We start from the raw sequence: 24773 nt of genomic DNA on the forward strand, positions 1-24773 counted from the left end.
CCATAGGGACAGGCAACCCTGTGAGAGGAACTCCGATGAGCGAGGCGAGCACCACCAAGGGCACCCATAACGGCGTGGCGACGACCGAACATCCCACGAGCGACGTCCGCGGCGCGTCCCGGAAGGAATGGATCGGGCTGGCGGTGCTCGCCCTGCCCACCCTCCTGCTGTCGATCGACGTCAGCGTCCTCTACCTCGCCCTGCCGCGGCTGAGCGCCGACCTGGGCGCGTCGACCACCCAACAGCTGTGGATCCTCGACATCTACTCGTTCCTGCTGGCCGGGTTCCTGGTGACGATGGGCAACCTGGGCGACCGGGTGGGGCGGCGGAAGCTGCTGCTGATCGGCGCGGCGGCGTTCGGCGTGGCCTCGGTGGTCGCTCCGTACGCCACGACTCCTGAGATGCTGATCGCCGCCCGCGCACTTCTCGGGATCGCCGGGGCGACACTCACGCCCTCGACCTTGGCGCTGATCCGGAACATGTTCCACGATCCGAAGCAGATGGGCGTGGCGATCGGCGTGTGGTTCAGCTGCTTCATGGGCGGCATGCTCGTCGGCCCGCTGGTCGGCGGCGCACTGCTGGCGCACTTCTGGTGGGGATCGGCGTTCCTGATCGGGGTCCCGTGCATGCTGGTGCTGCTGGTCGCCGGACCGATCCTGCTCCCGGAGTACCGCGACCGCGCGGCCGGTCGCCTCGACCTCAGCAGCGTCGCGCTGTCCCTCGCCGCGATCCTGCCGGCGATTCACGGCCTGAAGACGCTGGCCCGGGATGGCTGGAACCCCGTCGCCGGCGCCGCGCTCGTGGTGGGTCTCGCGTTCGGCGTCACGTTCGTACGCCGGCAGCGCCGCCTCGCCGAGCCGCTGCTCGACCTGCGACTGTTCGGCAGCCGGTCGTTCAGCACCGCGATGGCGATCATGGTGTTCAGCGGCATCGTCATGGCGGGTGTCTCGCTGCAGACGGCGTTGTACCTGCAGGTGGTCGAGGAGTTCTCGCCGCTGACGGCCGGCCTGTGGCAGATCCCGGGGAGCATCGCGATGGTCGCGGGCTTCATGGTGGCGCCGAAGCTCGCGGACAGGTTCGGGCCGGCTTATGTCGTCGCGGCCGGACTGGCGGTCGGCGGCTTCGGGCTCCTGGTACTCACCCAGATCACAGGGGCCGGTGGGCTTGTTCTGGTGGTGACCGGACTCGTCCTCGCCTCTGCGGGAATCGCCCTGCCCATGGCCCTGACGATGAACCTCGTTCTCGCCTCGACCTCTCCGGAGAAGGCCGGCGCCGTCTCCTCGGTGTCGGAGACCAGCGGGGAGTTCGGGATCGCGCTGGGCGTGGCGTCGCTCGGTTCCCTTGGTGGCGTCGTCTTCCGCGGTGCGCTGGCCGACACCATGCCCGCCTCGGCGCCTGCCGAGGTGGCCACCACCGCGCTGGAGGGCATCACTGCTGCGACCGCCGCCGCCCACCAGCTGGCAGGCGCCCCGGGGCAGGAACTGTTGGTCGCCGCCCAGACCGCGTTCACCGCCGGCCTCAACGTGGTCGGACTCGTCGGAGGCCTGGCCTTCCTCGGGCTCGCCGTCCTCACCATCGCCGTCCTGCGTGCGGACCGGGCAGGCGGCACGGACCGGGCAGGCGGCACGGACCGGGCAAGCGACGGCACGTACCTTGCGCGCAACGGCACGGACCGGGCGAGCGACGGAGCGGGCGACGAAGCGACGGCCGACGCGACGACGTGCGAGCCGCTGCCGGTAACGGTTGCATGATGCCGGTGACGTGCAGCCCGCCGACCGCACAGTCGTGGCGCCGCGACAAAGCGGGTGTCCGTGCGTCCGCCGTCAAGGTCGCATTGCCTGCCAGCGGCGCCGGAGGGCGAAGGCTGCCGACTTCGGTCGACGGTCGCGGGTGAAGACGCCCTTCTTGTTGCCGTCGACCCGGATGATCCCCGACTTGGTGGCGAAGTCGGCGAAGTTCCACACCTGCTCGCCGACGACGGCCGGGATCCGGTCGAAGACCCGATGGTTCATCTCGAGATACTCGACCTGGTACTCCTCGCTCCACGGTTGCGGCACCACCGCGTGCAGGCCGCTCAGCGTGTCGGCGCCGTACTCGGTGATGATGATCGGTTTGCCGTCACCCGCCCATGCTTCGAGCTCGGCCTGCCACGCCCGTTCGGCCGCTGCCAGGTCACCGGAGTGTACGTACCAGCCGTAGTAGCGGTTGAGCATGAGCACGTCGGCGTACTGGCTGACCAGACACTTCCCGTGCGGTGCCATCCCGACATTGGCAAAACTGACCGGCCTGCTGGGATCGATCTCACGGGTGAGCGCGAACAGCGGCTCGAAGTAGGCCCGCGCCGCCTCGGTGTGCGACTCCGGTTCGTTCGCGATGCTCCACATGACCACGCACGGGTGGTTCCGGTCCCGGGCGATCAACTCGCGGATCGCCTGCGCGTGCACCTCGCGGGTCGCGTCGTTGATGGTGTCGGCGGAGAACGTCTCATAGCGCCGGCCTCCGAAGACTCCCCCACCGATCCCGGTGTTCAGGCCCACCGCCGCGGTCTCGTCGATGACAACGATTCCGCGCCGGTCGGCGAGGTCGAGAACCTCTTCGGCGTACGGATAATGCGACGTACGGAAGGAGTTGGCGCCGATCCAGTCCAGCAGCTCGACGTCATGGGCGAGGAGAACGTCGTCGTGCCCCTTGCCGCGAATGGCCGCGTCCTCGTGCTTGCCGAACCCGGTGAAGTAGAACGGCTCGCCATTGATGAGGAACTCCGTGCCACGTACCTCCACCGTACGAATCCCGACGGCGAGCGTGTACGAGTCCACCACCTCGTCGTCGCGCTCGCTGTCGATGATCTGCGCTACCAGGTCGTAGAGATACCCATCGCCGGGCGCCCACGGGCGGACGTCGGGCACGGTGAGTTGGCCGGCCGTTCCGAGGCCACGGGCGACCTCCGCGCCGGCGGCGTCGCGCAGGATCACGCGTACCCCGTGACGGTCGGCGCGGGCCGACTCTCCCCCGGAGTGGTCGATGGCGACGTCGATGCCGTAGTCGACCGTGCCGGTCGTGCCGTCGAGTCCGGTGCTGACCGTGAGCTCGCTGAGGTGGCTGCGTGGCGTGGAGTACAGCCAGACCGAGCGGTGGAGTCCCGCATAGTTGAAGAAGTCGTGGTAGTAGATCTGCCGCGGACCGTCCGGCGTGTCCTCGACGACGCCCGGCGGGATGGACTGCCATGTCAACTCATTGTTGACAACGACCGTGATGCGGATCCCCGCGCCCGCGGTGACCAGCTCGGTGATGTCGGCTTCGAACGGTGTATAGCCACCCTCGTGCGCGGCCACCTGCGTGTCGCCGACCCAGACGACCGCGCGGTGAGTGGCCGAGTCGAAGCGGAGCGCGACGCGCTGGCCGGCCCACCCACGTGGGACCCGCGCCGTGGTCTGGTACCACACGTCACCCACGTGGTCGCGGAGTGCGCGGTCGGTCGTGATGTCGTTGTAGCTCGCCGGCACCGGCATGTCGCGCGGCCCCTGGAGGGCCTGCCGCCACCACCCCTGGTCGCGGCCGACACCGTCCACATCACGGACGAAACGCCACAGGCCATCGAGGCGCCTGCGGTCACGGGTGGGACCGTCCTGGGGACGCAACATGCTCGGGTCTCCCATCGTCGGGGGCAGCGGTCCGTCCCGCGGCGGTGGACGGGAGCCGGACCTGTTCGAAGGATAGGGCCCCTTCCGCCCCGTCAGCATCGTCGGACAGGTCCCGGTGACGCGGCAGGGCTCACGGGTGACGCGATGTCGGCGGTCCGCGAGCACCACCCGCCCACCTCACTGCGGGGTTTAGCGGCGGACGGGGACGGGCACGTGACCTCAGTCCAGCATCGGCGAGGGGTCATGAATGGTGGAGTCCACGGGCATGCGGTCGACCATTCGCGATCTCTCGACGCGCCCGCGGATCGTCATCGTTGGTGCTGGGTTCGCGGGCTTCCATGCGGCCCGTCGGCTCCACCGGCTCGCCAAGGGCCGCGCCGAGATCGTGGTCATCAACCCGACCGACTACTTCAGCTATCTTCCGCTGCTTCCCGAGGTGGCCGCCGGCATCCTCGATCCGCGGGCCGTGACGGTGCCGCTGGCTACGAGCCTTCGCGGCGTCCGACTGCTCCCCGGGGAGGTGAGCGCCATCGATCTCGACCGCCGGTCGGTGAGCTTTGTCGACCCCGATCAACGCGACCACACGACCGGGTACGACCGACTCATCCTCACTCCCGGCAGCGTGAACAAGCTGCTCCCCGTTCCGGGGGTGTGCGAGTATGCGCACGGGTTCCGGACGGTCGCCGAGGCGTTGTTCCTGCGTGACCACCTGATCGCCCAGATCGAGTTGGCCGACGCGAGCGACGACCCGGCCGAGCGGTCCGCACGTTGCACGTTTGTGGTCGTCGGCGCCGGCTACACCGGTACCGAGGTCGCGGCCGCCTGCCAGCTGTTCACCCGCAGGGCCGCCGACCAACGGACCGGCCTGGCCGCCGAGCCGCTGCGGTGGTTGCTCATCGACATCGCCGACCGGGTGCTGCCCGAACTCGACCAGCGGCTCTCAGCGACCGCGGAACGGGTGCTCCGCGGCCGTGGCGTCGAGATCCACACCGGCACGTCGGTGTCGAGTGCCACCGCGGAGGGGGTCGAGCTGTCGACCGGCGAGTTCGTTCCCACGCGGTCGTTGGTGTGGTGTGTGGGCGTACGCCCGGATCCGTTGATCGAAGGCCTCGGCCTGCCGACGGAGAAGGGGCGGCTCTGCGTCGACGAGTACCTCTCGCTCCCTGACCGGCCCGAGGTCTTCGCCTGCGGTGACGCCGCGGCCGTACCGGATCTCACCCGGCCCGGTCAGGTCACCCCGATGACCGCGCAACACGCCCAACGGCAGGGTAAGCAGGTCGCGGAGAACGTCGCCGCGTCGTTCGGTACGGGGCGGATGCGGCCGTACCGGCATCATGACCTCGGATTCGCGGTGGATCTCGGCGGTTTCGCCGCCGCCGCCAACCCCTTCCACGTGCCGCTGTCGGGCCCGACGGCCAAGGCGGTGACCCGCGGCTATCACCTGGCGGCCATTCCAGCGAACCGCGCCCGGATCGCCGCCGACTGGCTGCTCGACGCGGTTCTGCCACCACAGGTGGTCAGGCTCGGGCTCGTCCAGCCGGGCGAGGTCCCGCTCGACGCCGACCACGCCTGAGCGGCCGCACCGCCCAACCGCGCCATCCATCCACCCCGCCGAGCGGCGTCGACAGGCCAGCGGTCGCGCTGAACATGCGCCGGTTACTGCCAGCGGGCGACAACCGCGGGCAGGGTGTCGGTCGTACCGGTCTCCAGCGCGTCACACACGGTCTCGACGCGGGAGGCGAGGGTGGCAGCTCGGAGGTCGATGCGGTGGCCGGACAGAGTTTCGTACTCCGCGGCCAGGCGGCGCAGCAGGTCCGCGGGGCCGTCCTCGAAATAGCGCAGGTCGAAACTCGGGACCCCGATCTGGACGCAGGAGAAGTCCCAGACGCCGGTGACCTCGCCGACCGGTCCGTCGAGGACCAGGTTGCCGACGTGGAAGTCGTTGTGGAGCACGACATCCGGTCCCGGAACCGCGCGGGTCCCCCAGGTCGCCGTGTGGTCCGCGAGCAGTCTCTCGACGGCTGGCCGTGCCTCGGCGGGGATCTTCGCCAGTCCGTTCACGATGAGCTTGTCCGGATCGGGGTCCGAGGTCTCTGTTGGACGAGGAATACCCAGCTCCGCGACAGTGGCCGAACTGAAGAAGGAGTGCATCGCCGCCAGGAACCGCGCCAGGGAGCCGGCGAGTGCGTCCCGCTGGTGTGCGGACGCGGCGACGTAGGCCTCGGCGTCGAAGGTCGCGCCGGTGAGTGTGCGATAGGCGGCGAACCGGGTGTGTCTGCCGGTCCACTCCACCTTCGGGGTCTTGGCTGGCAGCCGACCACAGACGCGATCGAGGATGGCGAGCTCCCGCTCGAACGGCAGCTCGTCGTCGCGCGGGAACCGCAGGATCCACCCGTCGACGGTCTCCAGGACGACGTTCTCCCACCCGGACTTCAGTACGACACCGGCCAGGTCGACCTGCCGGCCCTCCGCCGCGACCGCGGCGACGAGCGAGTCCAGGTCGAAGGCGCTGGCGACCGGCGCGGACTCGTGCCACTGAGGCTGGTCCTTCGACTCGGGCTGGCTCTGGTTCCGGGTCTGCTCCATGGGACCGCACGCTAACCCTGGTCGTCGCCGACCTCCACCGGTTTGCCAGCCGGGTCGGCGGCCGGTGCGTACCCCTGGAGGAACGCGCCGACCACCGCGGCGACGGCTGCGGGTTCCTCGAACACCATGCCGTGGCTGGCGTCGAACTCCTGGTCGCGGAGCTGCGGGTTCCGGGCAGCCAGCGCGCTGAGGTCGCGTCGGAGGCCGGCCCGCAACGCGTCGAGCAACGGCGCGAGCTGCGGCGGCACTCCGGGAAGGATCCTCGTGGCCAGTACCACCAGGAACGGACTCGTCACCTCGGCGAACACGGGCAGACAGTCCTTGAACTCCGGCAGGTCCCTCAAGGTCGCGCTGGTCGCCGCCGAGGGTCGCCACCAGGCGTTGCCGTCGTCGTCGACGCGGAGTCCGCGTTTCATGGTTGCGGCCGCCCGGTCAGGGTCGGCACCGATGGCGAGAGCGGCGGCGCGTTGCTGCTCGAGGAGCATGTCGACCATCGCCTCGGTCAGGGGCTGCGCCATCTGCCGGGCCTGCGTGTCGAAGAGTTTCTTCAGCGCGGCGAGATCCTGGTTGACCTGCTCTGGCGGCATTCCCGCGTAGTTCCGGGCGTACGTCTCGGCCGACCGGTGACCGTCGAGGCTGACCACCGCCGGGCAGTCGTGGTGTCGGCGGGCCCACATGGCGGCGAGCATTCCGCCCATCGAGTGCCCGACGACGGCGGGGGCGTCCAGGGCGAGGCGTTCGATCACCAGCTCGAGGTCGTCGAGGACCGCGGCCCAGCTCCACGGGCCGTCGCCGGACCGGCCATGACCGCGCAGGTCGAGCGCCACGACCCGATGCGTCGCGGTGAGATGGGGCGCGACTCCCTCCCACGCAAGGAGGTTTCCACCGGCGCCATGGATCAGGAGTATGGGCGGACCATCGCCCCCGTGGTCACGGACGGCCAGGGGAACGGGTCCCGAGTCCACGATCGTTTCGCTCACCTCGGGTGGGGCGGCCATGCGTACCTCCTGGGTCCTGAGTCGGGGCGGTCCGGCGGAGTTCGACGAGGCGGACGCGGACCGAAGCTGTCGTCACGCCGCCGTCCGGGTGGCGCCGCAGCTTGCTCCGCTTCACCAGGTCATGAACCCCCTGCCGGGTGATGCCGAGCATCGCTCCGGCGACGGCGTACGACACCTGGGCGGCACCCGGATGGCCGACCCGCCGCGCGACGGCGCGCCCGAGCGGGGTCTGCCACCAGTCCTCCGGCGGATCGAAGGGCGTGTCGCCGGGATAGAGCGCCGCGACGAGGCGGACAGCGAGCTGCCGTGCGCATGTGTCGTCAGGACCCAGCAGCTGGGCCGCCCACATCTCGGCGTCCCCGTGCAGCTGCCGACGTATCGACTCGACTGCGGAGTCGGACTGCAGCAGCACACTCAACGGATCGAGCAGCCGGCTCGTCACCACCCGGATCAGGTCGTCGCGCAGCTGCACGTGCTCCGCAGTCGACGCTCTCACACCACACCCCCTGAGGTCCGCTCGCGCCGTGGTGCAGACGCTACCAGACTACTTGACACTTTACGTCAAGTAGCGCCTGCTCTGCTGTTAGAAACCCAGCCAGACGCGTGGTAGCAAGGAAGGGCTGCGCAACGGCAGCAGCCAGAACAATGGGGGAACCATGCTTCGGAAGATTCACGAACTAGGCATCAAGTCCGAACACATGTACTTGGCCGGACTCGCAAGCATCGCGTTGGCCGTCGCCACCTGGGCGGTTTCGATGCAAAAAGAGAAGGCTGGAATGGACCGCGCCGACCGCTGGGGGATCTTCGTCGGCGAATGGGCACCGACGTTCATCGCGCTCGGGAACGGGCTCCGCAGTTACGAGGCCCAGGACGTCCTTTCCGAACAGCATGAGCAGTTCGCACAAGCCGCGCATCCCGACACATCCGTTCCGGCCCAGGCCTCGAAGGTCTAGACAGGCGCTCAGCGCAGCGCGTAGGCGCGCTCGACGGTCTGGACGACGGAACTGCCGCTGACATCCTCGGCCCGGACCCGCAACGTCACAAAGCCGTTCGTCTCGCCCAGCCGTGGGTGCCGCACGACCGCGCGGAACTGCCCATGACCGGTGTCGTACACCGGCCGGACCTCGGACCAGCTCGCGCCGTCGTCGTAGGAAACCCAGGCGGTCAGCCCGCGCACGGGCGCGCCCGTCCAGCCGTCCTGGTGTCGCACAGTGAGCTCGAGCGACACCGCCCGGTCGGCCAAAGCACGGTTGCGCAGGTCAGTGTCGACGCGGTAGTCGACCTGCAGCAGTCCGAGCAGCTCCCGCTCACCCGCGGCCGGTGGGCGTGACGCGAACGTCCAGGACGTCTCGGTCGTCGGCGAGAACACCCACTCCGGCGACGGACGGCCGACGCTCAGATCGAGCCGGTATGTCCCGGACCCCTCGGCGCCGCCGGCCGGGAAGTCGCCCCACGCCCAGTCCTGCTCGGCGATGAGCACACCGTCGCGGAAGAGCCGCGCCACTCCGACGTCGGACGGCACACCGAAGCCGCCCTCCGCGAAGCCGTAGTGTCCGCGCTGTGCGTCGGCGAACTCCGGCACGCGGATCCGCAGCGTGTCACCCTCGCGGTACGACGTGACACCGGGGACATCGCGCGGGATCGCCGGGCGGATCACCGGGGCGTACCACTCCTCGTGCGCCTCCTGCCCGGCCTCGTACCGCCGCGGCGGCTGTGTCATCCCGCCTTGCAACGGGTTGAGGGAGTCGCCGGACGCGTGGTACTTCACCCGCTGCTGCCACCACGTGTCCCCGGAGCTGACGATCTCGCGCCGGACCATGGGGGTACGCACGAGGCGTTGGTACTGGTTGAGTGCCGAGTCCTGCCACGGCCGCCAGCCGAACCGCTGCTCCTTCGACCACGAGGCTCCGCCGGGTTCGCGGTAGGAGGTGACGACGGTCGCGGTGTTCTCGTCGTTCACCCGGTGGATGATGTGTTCCGGGACGCGACCGAGTGAGACCTGCTGGATGTCGTAGAGGTACGGGCTGGCCGGCGTACCGCGCAGCTCCAGCGTCAGCTTTCCCTTGTCTGTCGTCGTTCCTGCCTCCGCCAGGCCACGGAGTTGGGCGCCGGCCGCATGGGAGACCAGGACCGCCATGGTGGGCAGCCGGTCGCTGGTGGTGGGGTTCCACCGGCTCCACGGCTTGGCACCGTCGCGCACGCTGATCACCGCCATCGCAGCGCCTGCGGCCGCCGCATCGCGGGCGAGCTGGGTGTAGTTCGTGCCGGTCGCTGCGATGAGCGCGATCCGGTCCCTGACGTCGCGGCCGGCGTAGTCCTCCGGGGCTCCCGCGCCGACGTCGACCACGGGGAGGGTGCGTACGCCCTCCAACGCCGGAGACGTGCTGAGGTAGAACATTTCGACCGGCACCTCGGGCACGTGGCCGACCACCCGGGCATCGAGGAGCGGTGCCACCAGCTGCCAGCGCGATCCGAACTCGAACGTCCCCTCGGCGACCGGCGCGGTCGGTGTGACGTTGAGATGCCGGATGCCGGGGAACTTCATCACCGCGTTGGTGATCCGCCTTCCCGCGAACTCGCGATGCGAGTGGAAGCTCAGGATCCCTTCCTGCACAGCGGGTTTCGGCGTCCTGATCGTCATCGGGTTCGCGTCCCGGGCGTCCAGCGTCACGTCCATGTCACCGGTGACCTCGAACGCCGGGTCGATGATCTCCGAGACCTCCGTGTCCGGCGCCGATCCCTCGGTGACCATCCCGTGCAGGTGGTACGACCCCTCCGCGAGCTCGACCGTACGGCTGCTCCCTGCCGGGATGTAGCTCACGACGTCGAAGCGGGAGTCCGCACCGAACAACGAGATCGGGTTGACGGTGACGGGCTCGCCGTCACGCCCGACCCCGCGGATCGTCACCGTGTGCCGGGGTGCCTCCTTCACCAGGCCGAGGGAGGTGTGGACGACGACCTGCCCGTCGGCGGTACGCCCGGAGAGGTGGCCGCCGAAGATGCCGCGCCGGAGCCGGGTCGGGTCGACCGTGACGGTCACGGTCGCGGTCGCGTGGGGCGGCACCTCCACGTTCGACGCGTCCAGTCGTACGGCGTCATCGGCGGGCGGATCGCCGGCCGCGTCGCGCAGGTCCAGGTCCACGTCCAAAGACACCGGCTCCGCGCCCAGGTTGGTGTAGGTGACCGGCCGGCTGAACTCCGCCGCCGCTGCCGATCCCGCTCCGGCCTCGTCGGCGAGCACGCCGAGGTCCAGCGTGCCCGTGGCGTACACGTCCTGCTCGATCGCGCGTGCCACGTCCACCCGCCCACCGCCCTGCTCGAAGACGGTGAGGTCGGCAGGCTCAGCCGTGCTGACCAGCGCGTCCTTGAGCTGGTCGGCCGACCAGTCGGGGTGGCGCTGCGCCAGGATCGCGGCGGCGCCGGCGACGTGCGGTGCGGCCATCGAGGTTCCCGAGGCCGCGGTGTACGAAGCGTCGACCGGGCTGCCCATGCTCGTGCCGTCCGCGCGCGCCGCGACGATGCCGACACCCGGCGCGGTGATGTCCGGCTTCACGGCAAAGTCGCCGAGCCGTGGTCCGCGGCTGGAGAACTCCGCCAGCGACTCGTCCCGGTCGACCGCGCCCACGGTGAGTGCGGAGGTCGCGGCCCCAGGCGTACCCACCGTGAACTCGCCCTCCTTCCCGTCGTTGCCGGCCGACACCACGAACAGCGTCCCCGTCTGCGCGGTCAGCGTGTCGACCGCCTCGCTGATCGGATCCGTCCCGTCGGTCGGGCCGGCGCCGAGGCTCATGTTGACCACGCGAGCACCCGAGTTCGCCGCCCACTCCATGCCGTCGAGGACCCAGGACTGCTGGCCCGTCCCGTTGTCGCCGAGCACCTTGCCGGCCATGATCGTCGCGCCCCTCGCCACACCGGTCCGGGCACCGCCGGACGCCGCCCCACTGCCCGCGAGTGTCGAGGCGACGTGCGTACCGTGGCCGACCGCATCAGCCGTCGACGGGCTGGTGGTGAAGTTGCGGGTTTCGGTCACCACGCCGGTGAGGTCGGGATGTGTGGCGTCGACGCCGGTGTCGAGTACGGCCACCGCGACGCCCTGTCCGTCGTAGCCGGCGGCCCACGCCTCGGGGGCACCGATCTGGGCGACGCTCCGGTCGAGCGTGGCGTGCACCTGGCGGTCCAGCCGGATGCGGGCGATCCCACCGGCGAGCCTGGGCGCGCCCGCCATCTCGGCGTCGGAGGCCGAGGCCGGCCGGTCGTCGTCCACCGACGCCCAGAACCGTTCGGCGTCCTGCTTGTCGGCCGCGACCGCCTGCCCGTTGATGCTCTCGAGCCGGGGGCCGACGTCGGCCGCGGCGAGCGGAGCGGCCGTGCGCGCGTGGCCAGGATCGACGCCCTTTCGGTAGGTGAGGATCAGCGGGACGCTCGACCGATGCGCGTCGTCGTAGCCCTGCTCCAGCAGCTCCGTGACGTTGAACAGTGCACGGTCGAGCTGACCTGACGCGAGATAGGGAACGACATCGAGCGGGATCACCTGCAGCTCGTCGTCGACCTCGACCTGGCTGAACGACACCTCCGCCCGACCCTCGCCTGGGACGACGGTCACCGCCTGCCGCCCACCTTGAACCTGGTCGACATCCACCCGGTCGCCGGTGACGAGCGTGATGGACCGGGTCCTACCCACGCCGGCCTGGACGGACGTCGGCGACTCCGCTGCCGTCGCCACGCCTGGTCCGGCCGACCGGACGCCGGGCGTACCTGCCGCCGCCGGGACGACGGCCATCAACGACGCGGCGACGGCAAGCGCCGCGCAGCCGGCGAGTGCCGCGCTGCTGGTGCGTGCCGTGCGTGCCACGCTGCCGGTGCTTGCCCTCCCGGCGATGGTCCTCGTACGCATCGATCCGCCCCTCCAGCCGTTCCCGGATCGGCGGGACGCAGGGCTCCACCACCGGAACGCAAGGACTCCGCCACCGCACAGCGTCGAGCCAGGCACGGGCCGCTGTCACCGGTGCCGGGCTGCCGGACTTGCGACATGTCGCGTCTTGGACAAGGCGGCCGGATGGTCGAGGCTGTGCATGCGTACGACCGCATCGCCGCACGACCCGCCATGGGAGGTCCGCATGCTCGAAGCCGCCGGCGTCAGCACGGAGGAGGAGCGCGTCTACCGCCTGCTCGTCACGTCGTTCGAGACCGAGCCGGGCCGCATCGCGAAGCGGCATGGCCTCGAGGCCGGCGAGACCCTCCGGATCCTCGAGTCCCTGCACGCGAAGGGCCTGGTCAGCCGGATGTCCGACCCCACACCACGCTTCGCGCCGACCCCGCCGGACGTCGGCTTCGGCCCGCTGCTGCTCAAGGGTCAGGAGTCGCTGGAGTGGGCGCGCAGTGCGGTCGCCCAGCTCACCGAGGAGTACCGCAGCAGCGCCCGCCGCCGCGACGCCGGGCAGCTCGTCGAGGTCCTGACCGGCGCACCGGCGATCCGCCAGCAACTGCGCAACCTGCAGCTGGGTGCGCGGGAGGAGCTCGTGTGGTTCTGCAAGGCCGGCCATGTCGCCATGACGTCGAACGACAACACCGAGGAGTTCGACGCGCTCGCTGCCGGCGTCCGCTACCGCGTGCTCTACGAACGCGCCCTGCTCGAGGAACCCGGCATGCTCGAGAACGTCGCCGAGGGCATCCGGCACGGAGAGGTCGCGCGCGCCACCGCGGACCTGCCCGTACGCCTGGTGATCGCCGACCGGTCGATCGCGATCTGCCCGCTGGTCCCGGTCGCCGACGGTCCTGGGGAGCCGACGGCGGCACTCGTCCGCGAGAGCAGCCTGCTGGCGGCGTTGCTCGCGTTGTTCGAAAGTTACTGGGACCGCGGGTCGCCGGTCCGGCTCACCGAGAGCCAGCCGGGCGACCCGGACGCCGAGGACGAGCGCTACCTGCTCTCGCTGCTGGTCGCCGGCGTCACCGACAAGGCGATCGCGACCCAGCTCAGGATCAGCCAGCGGACGGTACAGCGGCGGATCCACGACCTGATGCGGCGTACGCACGCACAGACGCGGATGCAGCTCGCCTGGCAGGTGGCTAGGCTCGGCTGGCTCGACGCCCCAGGCTCGACGTCGGTGGAAGGGGACCTCCCGTAGTGCTCGGGCAGTGGAACGTCCTGGCGCGCTATCCCGACTTCCTGAAGCTCTTCACGGCCGACACGATCTCGGGGTGGGGATCGAGTATCAGCACGGTCGCACTGCCGCTGACGGCCGTGGTCGTGCTCGACGCCTCGCCCTTTCAGATGGGACTCCTGGGCGCCGCCACCTTCCTTCCGCATCTCGTGCTCGGCCTGCCTGCCGGCGTGTGGGTCGACCGGATGCCCTACCGCCGGGTGCTCGTCCTCGCCGACCTGGCGCGTGCCCTGCTCCTCGCCTGCATCCCGGTGCTGGCCGTGCTGGGCATGTTGGCGATGTGGCACCTGTACGCCGTGGCCATGCTGGCCGGTGTGGGGACACTCTTCGCCACCCTCGCCGCGATGTCGTTCGTTCCGCTGCTGGTCGGGCGCGCGCACCTGCTGGAGGCGAACAGTGCCACGGTGCAGAGCGCCTCGATCGTCCAGACCATCGGGGCGGCGACGGGAGGGGCACTCGTGCAGCTGCTCACGGCTCCGATCGCGATCGCCGCCGACGCCTTCTCGTTCCTGGTCGCGGGACTGACCACGATGTGGATCCGTACGCCCGGGGTGGTGGCGTCGGGCGCTGAAACGAGCAGGCCGCTCGCTGGCGAGGCGACCACCCCGGACAACTCTTCGAAACAGCGCCTGTGGTCGCTGGTGGGACAGGGCCTGCGTGCCACCGTCGCCGACCCCATCCTGCGCGCCATCGTCGCGTCGGCGACGATCGGCGCACTCGCCGGCCAGATGCAGAGCGTCATGCTCGTCCTGTATCTCACCCGTCAGCTCGGCCTCGCACCCGGCGTCGTCGGGATCGCCATCGCCGTCAGCGGAGGGGCCGCGGTGCTGGGAGCGTTCGTGGCCGGTCCAGTCACCGGGCGGCTGGGCCACGGGCCGACGTTCATCGCCGGCGGGCTCATCGCCTCGACGGCAGGCCTGGTCCTCGCGACGGCGACGGGTCCGCTGCCCCTCGTGCTGGGCATCGTCCTGATCGGGCAGGTCCTTGCAGGAAGTGGGCCGCCGCTCTACGCCGTGAACCAGCGAACGATCCGCCAGTCCCTCGTCGCACCCGAGATGCTGACGCGTATCAACGCCACCTGGCGGTTCCTCGTCTTCGGCGCCCAACCGGTCGGCGCTCTGCTCGGCGGCGTCGCCGGGGGCGTGCTGGGGCTCCGGTCGACGATGGTCGTCGCGAGCGTCGGCATGCTCACGGGTGTGGCCGTCGCGGTGATGTCACCGCTGCGTACTCTCCGCACCCTTCCGGGCGCTTCTGGAACCTAGCGTCCAGTGTCATCGGCGGCGTTCGGCTCGAATGAAGTGTCCTGGCCGACCCACGCCGCGATCTGCGTGCGGGAGGTGAAGCCGAGTTTGGTGAAGATGTGGTCGATGTGGCTCTCGGCGGTCCGCTCCGCGATCACCAACTGCGCGGCGATCTCCCGGTTCGACAGACCATCGGCGACGAGCTTCGCGACATCTCTTTCCCGACTGCTCAGGGTTTTCTGGTCATCCTGGCCATGTGCGGCCCGTGCGCCTCTCTTCTTCTCACCGGTGGCGCAGGAGACGACCGCGTCGACGGTGAGGAGCGACCCGCGCTGGTACTCGTTTTCGTAGGGCTGATCGCCGAGAAGCGCACGCAGCCGCGCCTCACATCGCTCGCGCCAGTCCAAAAACGCCTTGTGCCCGTACAGAAACGTACCGATCGGCTTCCAGCGCGCATGTACCGCGCCGAGCAGTCGCGCCGCGCGAACCGCCATCGCGGTGTCCCCGGGAGTCGCCAGCGTCCACGCCAGGCACTCGGCGCTCAACAACGTGCCGGCAAGGTCGTGGAACGCGTGTTTGATCAGCAGTGACTCACGCAGCTGGGCGATGGCGTCCTCGATGTTCCCCGCGATCCAGTGGGCGAGGCCGAGTCCCCACAGCGTCCATGACAGTGCCCAGTGCTCGTCGTGGGTGCGGCAGATCCTCCCGCCTTCCTCGCAGAGCGCGACCGCCCGCTCGGTGTTCCCGCGCAGGCACATCGCGTACGCAAGGAAGAAGAGCGCGAGGATCAGCTGGGTGTCCGGCCTGGCACGCTCGGTCCGGTAGTACGCGATGGCGTCTTCCAGGTGCGCGACGGCGCTGGGCAGATCGTCGGCGAACTGCAACGTCAGCCCGGCGGCGCTGTTGGCATGGGCCGCGATGTCCTCCTCGCCGAGCTCCCGCCCGAGAGCCCGACAGCTGTCGAGCATGTCCAGCGCGGTAGCGATGTCGCCCTGCCTGGTGGCGACATAACCGCAGGCCCACAACGCCTGTGCGCGCTCCCGACACGGTGTCGTGTCGAGCTGGAGCGCCCGGTCGAGCCATGACCTACCGTCGAGGAGGAATCCGCAGGGAATCCAGTAGGGCCACAGGGCGCCGGCCAACCGCAGCCCCGAGCGGTTCTCCCCGTGCTCGGACAGGCAGTACTCCAACGCGACGGTGAGGTTGGCGTACTCGCTCCGCAGGTTCCTGGCCAGATCGAGCTGGGCCTCGCCGAACCACGCCGACTCCACCCGTTCCGCGAGGTCCAGGTAGTGGTCCCGATGCCGGCGCCGTAGCGTGTCGCTCTCACCATCGCCAAGCCGGCTCCTGCCGTACTCACGGATCGTCTCCAGCATCCGGTAGCGCGCCTCAGGAGCGTCCTGGTCCAATGTGAGGATGGACTTGTCCGAGAGTCCGCCGAGGACGGAGAGCAGATCGTCGGCCGGCAGACTGGCGTCGGTGCAGACCATGGCGGCAGCACTGAGATCGAAGCCGCCGGCGAACACGGACAATCGTGCCCACAGAACCCGCTCCGGCGGTGAGCACAGCTCGTAGCTCCAGCCCATCGCGGCATCGAGCGTGGTGTGTCTCGATGCCGTGTGGTCGTCGGCGAGTACGCGGTAACGATCAGCGAGCTGGGCGAGCAGCTGGCCGATCGACATCCTCCGCAGCTGTGCCGCAGCCAGCTCGATCGCCAGCGGGAGCCCCTCCAGAAGGTGGCAAATGCGAGCGACGGCCCGGTCGTTCGACCGGTCCTTCGCGACGCCTGGCAGGACCGACTCCGCCCGCTGCCAGAAAAGGTCAATCGCTTCGTACCGGCGGTCATGCCCGGCACTCGGGTCGAGGGCGTCCTGGGGCGGTACGGACAAAGGAATGACCGGCCAGACGTGCTCGCCGACGATCATCAACGGCTCCCTGCTGGTGGCCAGTACGCGGATGTCCGGCGCGGTCCGCAGGAGCTCCGCCACCAGGCGCGCGCTCGCGTCCAACACATGCTCGCAATTGTCCAGAACAAGGAGAAGTTGCCTGTCCTGGAGGTGCTCGACCAGTGCCCGCTGTGGTTCGCGGATCGCGGTTTCCTGCAGGCCGAGGGTGGCCGCCACCACATGGTCCAGAAGTAAGGGATCATCCAGCTTGGCCAGGTCGACCAGCCACACCCCGTCGTGGAACGCGCGCCGGGACTCCCACGCCACGTGCCGGGCCAGACGGGTCTTTCCGACCCCTCCGACACCGGTCAGTGTGAGCACACGCGCCTCGGACAGCTTTCGCCGCACCTGCGCCGTCGCCTCGCGGCGACCCACGAAACCGGGCAGGTCCGTGCGCAGGTTACCTTCCTCGCGAACCGCGACTCTCGTCATAATCTACCGGCGTGGTCGGCTGACTCCTCACCACGCCTTCTTCATCCTAAAGCGCGCTGGACGAGGTGCGGCGTGCCCAGACGCTATGGGGGTTGGTGACCTGACCCCCGGCTCAGAACGGCTTGGCGTTCGCCGGCTGCCGGGTGGTGACGTTGACCCGGTTGAACAGATTTGTCATAGCGATGTACAGGACCAGAGCGGCGAGTTGCTTCTCGGCGAAATGGTCGGCCGCCGCGTCCCACACGTCGTCCGGGACGCCGGACCCGTCGGCCAGGCGCGTCATGGCCTCGGCGAGCGCGAACGCGGCCTTCTCCTCGTCGGTGTAGCAGTGCGCCTCACGCCAACCCGCCACCAGGGCCAGCCGCTCGTCGGTCTCACCCGCCTGCTTCGCGTTCTTCGCCCCATAGTTCAGGCACCACGCGCAGCCGTTGATCTGGCTGACCCGCTGGTGCACGAGTTCCATCGTCGCCTGCGGTACCCCGGCCTGGAACATCTCCCTGACCGCGGCCTGGATGCCTTCCGTCGCGCCGGGCAGCAGGGTCGCCGGGTTGGGCATGCGAGCTTCCATTCTGTCCTCCCTCTGGCCCGTCACTTCGGGCCATTTCGATCCTTCATCCTCATGACGGATCGCGAGCGGAGAATGTGACAGCTGGACTGGCTCGCCGCGCTGACGCCGACCATCCACTTCTTGCCGGCAAGGCCGATCACCTGGTCATCCCCGTCCGACCGCCTTGAAGAACGTGTAGCAGAAAGTCCCGTCGTCTTCGGCGGTGCGGTACAGATCCCTGATACCGGCCGCCCAGTCCGCCTCGTTCATCATTTCCTGTCCGACGGCCTGCTCTCCGACCCCTTCGACCATGGCGGTGAAGGTCTTCCGCGTGAAGCCGTCGACCAGGGCCGGCCTGCTGGCATCGACGTACACCATGCGGGGTGAGACGTGGACGTCGCGGTAGCCGGCCCGGACCAGGAGCGGATACAGCCGGCGGCCGATCAGGGCGTCGCCACCGGCCTGCCGCTGGAGGTCGACCAGGCACTGGACGGCTCGGCACGCTGGCTCGCTGTCCGGGTGAAAGTAGGTGGATCCGTGGTCACCTTCGATGACGGTGATCGAGCCTCCGGGCCTGAGCACACGCGCGAGTGCGGCCAAAGCCTCGGTCGGATTCGACAGATGCTCGAGGACGAAGCACACGAAGATGTGGTCGAAATGATCGTCTGGAAAAGGGAGGTCGAAGATGTTCGCCCGCCGGAACTCCACATTGCCCAGGCCCGCTTCGTCGCCCCGCTGCCTCGCCGCTGCCAGCGAGTCATCGGAGATGTCGACGGACGTGATGTCGGCCTGTGGGCTGTTGCCGGCCAGGATGACGGTCTGCGCACCGACGCCGCAGCCCGCCTCCAACACCCTGCTCCCGGGAGGAAATCGGGTGTCGGCGTGCAGAAGCTCGGTCAGTGTCGCCGCCTGGTCACCGAGGCGCGTGCCCTCCACTGCCGAATAGCCGTGGACGTAATCGTTCACCAATGTCATCTCCCAGCAGGGGTGTCCTCGGGTCTGTCCCCGGAGGAAGTATCTCGGGTGGCGATCACGAAGGTCACGGTGGCAAGGGCGGTCAGCAGCAGGCCGGTCAGCACCACCGGAAACGGTGTCCACGTGGTCGCCAGTACGAGTACGGCGGTGACCGGGTACACGGCCGTGCGGGCGGCGCGGACCCCATGCGGTCGTACGTGCAGGAACCACAGGGTGAGCAGGTAGACCGCCACCGGTACCGTCACGGCCGCTCCCGCGCCGGTCCGGCCCAGCTCGCCATGATCGGTCTGCTGGTCGATGACCACCGACAGGCCGGCGCCGACGGCGGCCGCCGCGGCGAAGATCAGGTAATGACCGTAGCTCCACACGAAGGCCGCCCGGTTCGTCTCGAGGAACCGGGCCGCGGGCTTGGCGAAGTACAGCCACCACATCGCGAAGACGATCAGCAGACCACCCAGCACGACCTCGTACAACGCCGCGCTGGCACCGTTCTCGTCGAGCGCGGTCTGCACGGCGAGAGTCGCGGCCAGAACCGACTCGCCGAGCACGATGATCGTGAACAGTCCGTACCGCTCGGCGATGTGGTACCGATGCCAGGCCGTCCGTCCGGCACGCTCGGCCCAGACGGGCACGCACACCTCCGCGACGACCACGATCCCCCACCCCCACAGGGGCCAACTCCCCTCGATGAACAGCACGGTCCACGCGAGCATGCAGAGCGTGAGCCCGATGACGAAGCGGATCGCGGTGGCCCGGCCGGCCGGGTTGGCGAACGCCGCTCGCAGCCACTGGGCGACCAGGGCGACCCGCATGATCGCGTAGCCGAGAAAGATGATCCCGAAGTCGCGGGAGTCGAACGCCCGCGGAACCCCGGCCGCGATCACCAGGGCACCCGCGATCTCCACCATCGTCGCCAGCCGGTACGGCACGTCGTCGTTGTCGTAGGCGGAGGCGAACCAGGTGAAGTTGACCCACGCCCACCAGATCGCGAAGAACACCGTCAGGTAGCCGACGACGCCGCCGACGACGTGGCCCGCCGAGAGGGCGTGGTGCAGGTGCCCGGCAGCCTGGGCGACGGCGACGACGAAGCAGAGGTCGAACAGCAACTCCAGCGGTGTCGCGCTCCGATGCGCCTCGGTCATGTCTCGGCTGGACAGCCGCCGACGCCATCGGGTCGCCGTCACCACGTCGACGCGTTCCGTCATGTGAGCCCGCCTGTCCTCCGTCCGCGGGCTCAACGTACGACAACAGGCCGCGGGCGTGGAAGTAACGCGCCGGGCTCACCCGCTGGGTCCACGGCCCCGACCTTCTGGCCAGACCTACTGGGTTGGCTTGATCGAGTGGATCCACAGCGGCGACGTGCGATGCCAGTACGCCGTGTTGATGTAGGGGTTGTCGGCCGAGGGCCAGTTGGTCCAGTACGTCGTGTTCGTGGGAATCCGGTGGAACCACTGCACCAGGCCGATGTCCGGCATCGCGGGCACCCAGATCTCCATCGCCTGCCGGAAGAGGTCGTGCAGCTTCGGGTCCTCCGGGCTGGTCGTCCCCATCTCGTCGACGATCCGGTCGTATTCCTTGTTGGACCAGCGGTACGGATACGTACCCCGCTCTCCGGTGGGTGCTGCGTACCTGCTCTGGTAGAGCCGCAACGTGAAGTACGGGTCGCTGACGCTCCCGCCGTGGCCGAGGATGAACGCGTCCATGTTGCCGGTGGAGACGTGTTCGTCGAAGTCAGGACCCGTGGCCTGCTTGAAGGACGCGTCGAAGCCGGCCTTGCGAAGCTGCTGCACGAGCACCGGTGTGATGTCCTGGAAGAGGATCAGGGTATAGATGACGAACGGGAACCGCGTGCCGTCCTTGGCCCAGAATCCCTTTCCGTCCTTCTCGTACCCCTTGCCCTGCATGATCTCGGCCGTCTTGTCCGGCGCGTGGTCGTCGATCGGATCGGACAGGTCCTTGATCGGGTCGAGGTACTCCAGCAGGGCTGGATAGTTCGGGAACGGGAGCAACGTCGGTTGACCGGCACCCTGGTATCCGAGGTCGACGAGTTGCCGTCGGTCGATCGCGTGGTTGATCGCCCAGCGGATCTCCGGATCGTCGAACGGTGCCTTGGAGTCGTTGAAGCCGAGGCTGATCGGCCACCAGTCCAGGTATCCGTACGGCGGTTGGTCACCGGTCCACGTGGTGACCGCTTCGTTCTGCTGGAGGACGGACTTGATGGTGTTGGGACGCAGGTCGATGGTGAGGTCGGCCTCGTTGTTGAGGCTCATCTGCACCATCTTGGTCTCGTCCGTGCCGGGCAGGACCATGATCCGTTCCGGGGCGGGGAGGTCGGTGAAGCCGGTGCGCTCACCCCACCAGTCGTCGGACCGGTCGTAGATCCGCTGCCGTTGTGAGGACGCGACAATCTTCCATGGTGACGTGGTGACCGGCCAGCCTTTGTCGATGTCGAGGAACGTGAACTTGTTGGGGTCCTGGTCCTTCCACACGTGTTCGGGAACGATCGGGATCCCGATGTCCATGTGGAACGTGAGGTAGGAGAACACGAACCTCGGGTTGGGGTTCTTGAGCGCGATCTCGACCGTGTGGTCGTCCGGTGTCGTGACCTCCTGGACCCAGGTGTCGAGGTCGACCGACCAGGTGAGCTTCGGCGCATTGTCCCTCAACATGGCGAACGTGAAGGCGACATCGGCGGCCGTGAAGGGATTTCCGTCGTTCCACGTCACACCGTCGCGCAGCCTGATGGTGACGCCGGTGAAGTCCTCGTTGTAGTCCGCGGCCTCGGCGAGCCACGGGATCACACCCTCGTCACACGTCATGCCTTCGGGTCCACACGCCTGTGGGGTGTGGAACGCGTTGTAGTAGAAGAGCGGTTCGAAGCAGTACGGATAACCTGTCGAGGTGGCGATCCCCGGCAGATAGGGGTTGAACGTCTGGAAGTCGGTCAGGCTGGTTCCGGTGATTCCCAACACCAGCGTGCGGTTGCGCGGCACCTGCTTCAACCCGGCCGGCGCATTGCCCTGCGCGGGTCCTGGAGCTCCGGGTGTTCCGGGTGTCGTCGTACACGACGCGAGGGCCATCGCGGGTGCCGACCACGCGATCCCCTGCGCGACTCCGTGCAGCAGTCTGCGCCTGCTGAACCTGCTGGATGCTTCTGCCATCGTCTCCTCCTCGAGCGTCGGCACGAAACTGCTGCGGACCCGGCGGGTAGGCCGGTTGGCTCCATCAGGGTGTGTGGCGTGAGTCCTCCACCCGTTCCTGCGAGGCCGGAGACCGGAAGGCAGCGCTGACGTCGCCCTCCACCGTGGCCTCGATGTCGCGGTGGAGAAAGCACGCTGCTGCCTGGTGGTCGTGCAGGTGGTAGAGAGGCGGCGGGCTCTGCGTACACATCGGCATCGCGTGTGGGCACCGGTCGGCGAACGCGCAACCGTCGAGGCCCGCCTCCGCCGCCGCGACCGAGTGGTCGGCGTCCGGCAGATCCTCGCCCGCAAAGGTGGTGACGTCCGTTTGGGACGGCACCTGGCTGAGCCCCCACCGCCTGGTCGGGTCGGGCTCCGGCACCGAACTGACCAGGAGCTGGGTGTAGGGATGTTGCGGCTGGCTGATGACCCGCGCCGCGTCGCCCGCCTCCACGACGACACCGCGGTAGAGCACGAGGATGTTCTCGCTGACCTGTTGCGCGGTCGCCAGGTCGTGGGTGATGTAGACGAACGAGATGCCGTAGTCCTCGTTCAGGTGGCGCAACGTGGTGAGAATCGTCTTGCGGAGCGAGGCGTCCACCATCGAGACCGGCTCGTCGGCGATGATCAGGCGCGGCCGGATCAGCAGGCCGCGCGCCACCGTGAGCCGCTGCCGCTGCCCGCCGCTGAGCTGGTGCGGATACCGACCGAGGGTCTCCTCCGGCCGCAGACCGACGTCGTGCAACGCGGCCTCGATCAGCTCACCCATCCTGGCCCGGCCCTTCGCCAGGCCGAACTTGCGGATCGGGACCGTGAGCAGATGATCGACCTTGTAGAACGGGTTGTAGACCTCGAACGGATCCTGGAAGATCGCCTGCACGTCGCGGCGGAACTCATCGCGCTGCCGTGCGCCCGCCTTGTAGAGATCCGTCCCCCGGTAGCGCACTTCCCCGCTGGTCGGCGGCTGCAACCCGAGCAGCACCCGCGCCAGCGTCGTCTTGCCGCTGCCGCTCTCACCGACGACCGCAGTGAACGACGGCTGGTCCCCTGCGATGCGCAGCGACACGTCCGAGAGCGCGACGTTCCGGTGGCGCGGCTGGCGGCCGAACACCTGCGTCGTACGGATCGCCTCGAGTAGCGGTGGCGGCATCAGACAGGCTCCTCACAACTGGAACGGCAGCACCCAGTGCCCTGGGCCGACCTCGTGCAGCTCGTCCTCGGGTCGTGGCCGCATCCGCGCCGGCTCGAACCGCGCAACACTCGCCGGCAGGTCCCGTTCGTCCAGACGCGGCAGGCTGGAGATCAACATCTGGGTGTACGGATGGGCCGGGTCGGCAAAGACCCTGCCCACCGGCCCGACCTCGACCAGCCGTCCGGCGTACATCACTCCCAGCCGGTCGACGAACTGCGCGAGCAGTCCCATGTCGTGCCCCACCAGCAGCACGGCGGCGCCCAACTCCTCCTGCACCGACCGCAGCGCCTGCACGACCTGCCGTTGGACGACCACGTCGAGGGCGCTGGTCGGCTCGTCGGCGACGATCACCTTCGGTCGAAGGGTGATCGCGAGAGCGATGCAGACCCGTTGCTTCATCCCGCCGGACAGCTCGTGCGGGTAACGGTCGGCGACGTCCGCGCGGAGGCCGACCATGCCGAGCAGCTCCTCGATGCGGGCCCGCAGGGCAGCTCCGTTCACACCGTCTCGGTTCGTACCGCGCAGATGTGCGTGGATGTTGTCCTTGAAGTGGTCGCGGATCCGGCGGACCGGGTTGAGCGAGTTCATCGCCCCCTGCGGCACGATCGCGATCTCCGCCAGGCGCAACCGGCGGACGGCCTCGTCGCCAAGGGACGCGATGTCGCGGCCGGCGACCTCGATGCTGCCGCCCTCGATCCGCCCGGGTTCGCGGACGAGTCCCATGAGCGCGGTGGCGAGCGTCGACTTCCCGCTGCCGGACTCGCCGGCGAGGCCGAACCGCTCGCCCGCCCGCAACGTGAAGCTCACCCGGTCGACGGCACGCACCGGCGGCGTCTGCGTGTGGTACCAGACCCGCAGGTCACGGACCGCCAGCACCGGAACGTCATCCGGCACGTCCGGCCGCGTGGGCGGTGTCGGCGGTGTCGGCGTCGGTGTCGCCCGCACGTCGGCCATCACCCATACCTCCGGCGGGCCCGCGGGTTGGCGGCCTCGTCGAGGCCGGCGCTGAGCAGGAACAGTCCCATGAACAGGACGACGATGAACGCGATCGGCATCAGCCACCACCACCACAGTCCGCGGACCAGGGCGTTGAACGAGATCGCCCAGTAGATCGTCATGCCGAGCGTCGGTTCGTTCTGCGGGCCGAGTCCCAACGCCTCCAGCCCGACCGAGGCGAGGATGGCGGCGCCCGTCGACGTCACGAACGACGCCGCGAGATAGGGCAGCAGGTTGGGCAGCACCTCCGCGAAGATCACTTCCGGCGTACGCATCCCCGACATCTTCGCCACCTGGACGTACGACCGTTCCCGGAGCGTGAGGACCTGCGCCCGGATGGTCCGCGTCGGCCACATCCACGCGAGCGAGGCGACGACGAGCGACATCATCTCGACACTGATCACGCCCTTGATCGACGCCGCGATGGTGACGAGGACGACGAGGCCGGGCACGGTGAGCAGGATGTCGGCGAGTCCGCGGATGACGGCGTCGACGGCACCACCGAGGTAGCCCGCGAGGACACCGAGCACGGTGCCGAGGCCGAGCGCGACGGCCCCGGCGAAGAACCCCACCTGGAGGGTGAGCGGCAGCCCGACGATGGCGACGGCGAGCAGGTTGCGCCCCTGGTCGTCGGTGCCGAACGGATACTCTGCCGACGGCGGAAGGTCCGGCGGCGCCGACGCGGGCTGGGCGAGTTCGGTGTCGACGAAGAGCGGCCCCACCAGTCCGACCGCGAAGAGGACCAGCAGGATGACGAGTCCCGTCGCGAGCATCGGATTGCGCAGCGAGTACGCCAGCGCGCTCCGCACTCGGTCGAGGAGCAGCTGCAGGGCGGTGACCGCCGGCGGCGGGGGGATGGCCTGACTGGAGTGCGCCATG

The 24773-nt window shown here is 69.2% G+C and carries 18 protein-coding genes; 5 read left to right on the forward strand and 13 right to left on the reverse strand.

Features of this window, described 5'->3' with window-relative positions; genetic code table 11:
- The first annotated feature begins 35 nt into the window (after positions 1 to 35).
- Positions 36 to 1751, forward strand: a complete 1716-nt coding sequence (locus ABN034_RS19040) for an MFS transporter (RefSeq protein ID WP_349692328.1) — start codon at positions 36 to 38, stop codon at positions 1749 to 1751.
- Positions 1752 to 1823: 72 nt separating this feature from the next.
- Here the strand turns inward: ABN034_RS19040 and uidA are convergent, their stop codons facing one another.
- On the reverse strand, positions 1824 to 3641 hold the full coding sequence (gene uidA / locus ABN034_RS19045) for a beta-glucuronidase (RefSeq protein ID WP_349692329.1): 1818 nt from the start codon (positions 3639 to 3641) through the stop codon (positions 1824 to 1826).
- 265 nt (positions 3642 to 3906) lie between these two features.
- Here uidA and ABN034_RS19050 point away from each other — a divergent pair, with 265 nt between their 5' ends.
- A complete protein-coding gene (locus tag ABN034_RS19050) occupies positions 3907 to 5214 on the forward strand; it encodes an NAD(P)/FAD-dependent oxidoreductase (RefSeq protein ID WP_349692330.1) in 1308 nt (435 codons plus the stop codon).
- Positions 5215 to 5297: 83 nt separating this feature from the next.
- Here the strand turns inward: ABN034_RS19050 and ABN034_RS19055 are convergent, their stop codons facing one another.
- The 3 genes from ABN034_RS19055 to ABN034_RS19065 are packed head-to-tail and all read right to left on the reverse strand — an operon-like array spanning position 5298 to position 7721.
- Positions 5298 to 6227 (reverse strand): phosphotransferase family protein, encoded by a 930-nt coding sequence (locus ABN034_RS19055; protein ID WP_349692331.1) that lies wholly within the window; start codon positions 6225 to 6227, stop codon positions 5298 to 5300.
- An 11-nt stretch (positions 6228 to 6238) separates the two neighbouring features.
- Positions 6239 to 7225 carry an alpha/beta hydrolase gene (locus tag ABN034_RS19060; RefSeq protein ID WP_349692332.1) on the reverse strand — a complete coding sequence of 329 codons (987 nt, stop codon included), beginning with the start codon at positions 7223 to 7225 and terminating at the stop codon, positions 6239 to 6241.
- Complete coding sequence (locus tag ABN034_RS19065) at positions 7158 to 7721, reverse strand: hypothetical protein (protein WP_349692333.1); 564 nt, start codon at positions 7719 to 7721, stop codon at positions 7158 to 7160. Before ABN034_RS19065 ends, ABN034_RS19060 begins: the two co-directional genes overlap by 68 nt.
- 208 nt (positions 7722 to 7929) lie before the next feature.
- Here ABN034_RS19065 and ABN034_RS19070 point away from each other — a divergent pair, with 208 nt between their 5' ends.
- Positions 7930 to 8178 (forward strand): hypothetical protein, encoded by a 249-nt coding sequence (locus tag ABN034_RS19070; RefSeq protein ID WP_349692334.1) that lies wholly within the window; start codon positions 7930 to 7932, stop codon positions 8176 to 8178.
- Positions 8179 to 8186: 8 nt separating this feature from the next.
- On the opposite strand, the gene ABN034_RS19075 is transcribed toward ABN034_RS19070, so the two are convergent.
- Entirely contained in the window at positions 8187 to 12119 is a 3933-nt protein-coding gene (locus ABN034_RS19075; protein WP_349692335.1) for a S8 family peptidase, read from the reverse strand.
- Positions 12120 to 12297: 178 nt separating this feature from the next.
- Here ABN034_RS19075 and ABN034_RS19080 point away from each other — a divergent pair, with 178 nt between their 5' ends.
- Both ABN034_RS19080 and ABN034_RS19085 read left to right on the forward strand, forming a co-directional pair.
- Positions 12298 to 13350, forward strand: coding sequence for a helix-turn-helix domain-containing protein (locus ABN034_RS19080; RefSeq protein ID WP_349692336.1), 1053 nt, complete (start codon positions 12298 to 12300; stop codon positions 13348 to 13350).
- Positions 13350 to 14648 (forward strand): MFS transporter, encoded by a 1299-nt coding sequence (locus tag ABN034_RS19085; protein WP_349692337.1) that lies wholly within the window; start codon positions 13350 to 13352, stop codon positions 14646 to 14648. Before ABN034_RS19080 ends, ABN034_RS19085 begins: the two co-directional genes overlap by 1 nt.
- On the opposite strand, the gene ABN034_RS19090 is transcribed toward ABN034_RS19085, so the two are convergent.
- From ABN034_RS19090 to ABN034_RS19125, 8 genes are all read right to left on the reverse strand, one after another.
- Positions 14645 to 17005 (reverse strand): ATP-binding protein, encoded by a 2361-nt coding sequence (locus ABN034_RS19090; protein WP_349692338.1) that lies wholly within the window; start codon positions 17003 to 17005, stop codon positions 14645 to 14647. The two genes, ABN034_RS19085 and ABN034_RS19090, sit on opposite strands and share 4 nt — an antisense overlap.
- A gap of 112 nt (positions 17006 to 17117) precedes the next feature.
- Positions 17118 to 17573 carry a carboxymuconolactone decarboxylase family protein gene (locus tag ABN034_RS19095; RefSeq protein WP_349692339.1) on the reverse strand — a complete coding sequence of 152 codons (456 nt, stop codon included), beginning with the start codon at positions 17571 to 17573 and terminating at the stop codon, positions 17118 to 17120.
- Positions 17574 to 17717: 144 nt separating this feature from the next.
- Positions 17718 to 18527: a methyltransferase domain-containing protein gene (locus tag ABN034_RS19100; protein WP_349692340.1), complete on the reverse strand. Its 810-nt coding sequence runs from the start codon at positions 18525 to 18527 to the stop codon at positions 17718 to 17720.
- On the reverse strand, positions 18524 to 19732 hold the full coding sequence (locus ABN034_RS19105) for a low temperature requirement protein A (protein WP_349692341.1): 1209 nt from the start codon (positions 19730 to 19732) through the stop codon (positions 18524 to 18526). The genes ABN034_RS19100 and ABN034_RS19105 overlap by 4 nt, the downstream gene beginning before the upstream one ends.
- Before the next feature lie 114 nt (positions 19733 to 19846).
- On the reverse strand, positions 19847 to 21688 hold the full coding sequence (locus tag ABN034_RS19110) for an ABC transporter substrate-binding protein (RefSeq protein WP_349692342.1): 1842 nt from the start codon (positions 21686 to 21688) through the stop codon (positions 19847 to 19849).
- A 64-nt stretch (positions 21689 to 21752) separates the two neighbouring features.
- Complete coding sequence (locus tag ABN034_RS19115) at positions 21753 to 22856, reverse strand: ABC transporter ATP-binding protein (RefSeq protein ID WP_349692343.1); 1104 nt, start codon at positions 22854 to 22856, stop codon at positions 21753 to 21755.
- 12 nt (positions 22857 to 22868) lie between these two features.
- Positions 22869 to 23852 (reverse strand): ABC transporter ATP-binding protein, encoded by a 984-nt coding sequence (locus ABN034_RS19120; protein WP_349692344.1) that lies wholly within the window; start codon positions 23850 to 23852, stop codon positions 22869 to 22871.
- Positions 23852 to 24772, reverse strand: a complete 921-nt coding sequence (locus tag ABN034_RS19125; RefSeq protein ID WP_349692345.1) for an ABC transporter permease — start codon at positions 24770 to 24772, stop codon at positions 23852 to 23854. Before ABN034_RS19125 ends, ABN034_RS19120 begins: the two co-directional genes overlap by 1 nt.
- Between the last annotated feature and the right edge of the window lies 1 nt (position 24773).

The sequence above is a fragment of the Actinopolymorpha sp. B11F2 genome (assembly GCF_040195635.1).
Taxonomy (GTDB): domain Bacteria; phylum Actinomycetota; class Actinomycetes; order Propionibacteriales; family Actinopolymorphaceae; genus Thermasporomyces.